Origin of the sequence: Pseudomonas sp. IT-P4, assembly GCF_949767755.1 — a bacterium.
GTDB lineage: Bacteria > Pseudomonadota > Gammaproteobacteria > Pseudomonadales > Pseudomonadaceae > Aquipseudomonas > Aquipseudomonas monachiensis.
This window is the reverse complement of record NZ_CATKPX010000080.1, coordinates 1-716: the sequence shown is the minus strand read 5'-3', so window position 1 is coordinate 716 and position 716 is coordinate 1. Positions and strand designations below refer to the sequence as shown.

Genomic DNA, 716 nt, shown 5'->3' with positions numbered 1-716 from the left:
TGGGAAGACTATCCGACGGAAGAAATCGCCAACGACATCCGCTTCTTCGAGTTCCACCCCAAGGACCGCTGGCACGCCTTTGCCGGCTACGCCGAGAAGCAGTACTTCATCGACCCGTGCAAGTTGCTGTTCACCACGCCGGGCATCGACCCGGTGGACGGCAGCTACACCGACTTCGGCATACACGCCGGCATCCTGGCCAACTTCCTGCGCGAGAACGGCATCGTTCCGGAAAAGTGCGACCTCAACTCGATCCTGTTCCTGCTCACGCCGGCCGAAGACTGGGCGAAGATGACCCACCTGGCCGCGCAAATCGCCCGCTTCGAACGCTTCATCAGCGATGACGCGCCGATGAGCCGGGTGCTGCCGGCGATCTACGCGCAGCATCAGGAACGCTATCGCAACTACACCATCCGCCAGCTCTGCCAGGAAATGCACGACCTGTACCGCCATCACAACGTGCAGCAACTGCAGAAGGACATGTTCCGCAAGGAGCACTTCCCGAAAAAGGCCATGAACCCGCAGCAAGCGCAAATCGAGTACATCCGCGGCAACGTCGAACTGGTGGCGCTGGCGGAGGCCGATGGGCGTATCGCCGCCGAGGGCGCGTTGCCTTATCCGCCGGGGGTCTTGTGCGTGGTGCCGGGAGAGATCTGGGGTGGCGCGGTATTGAAGTACTTCCTGGCCCTGGAAGAGGGCATCAACCGCTTGCCCGG

Annotated in this window: 1 pseudogene; it reads left to right on the top strand. The window is 62.2% G+C overall.

The features are described 5' to 3' along the window. Positions 1-716: pseudogene (locus ACM6IT_RS25835) on the top strand (ornithine decarboxylase); the annotation flags it as partial.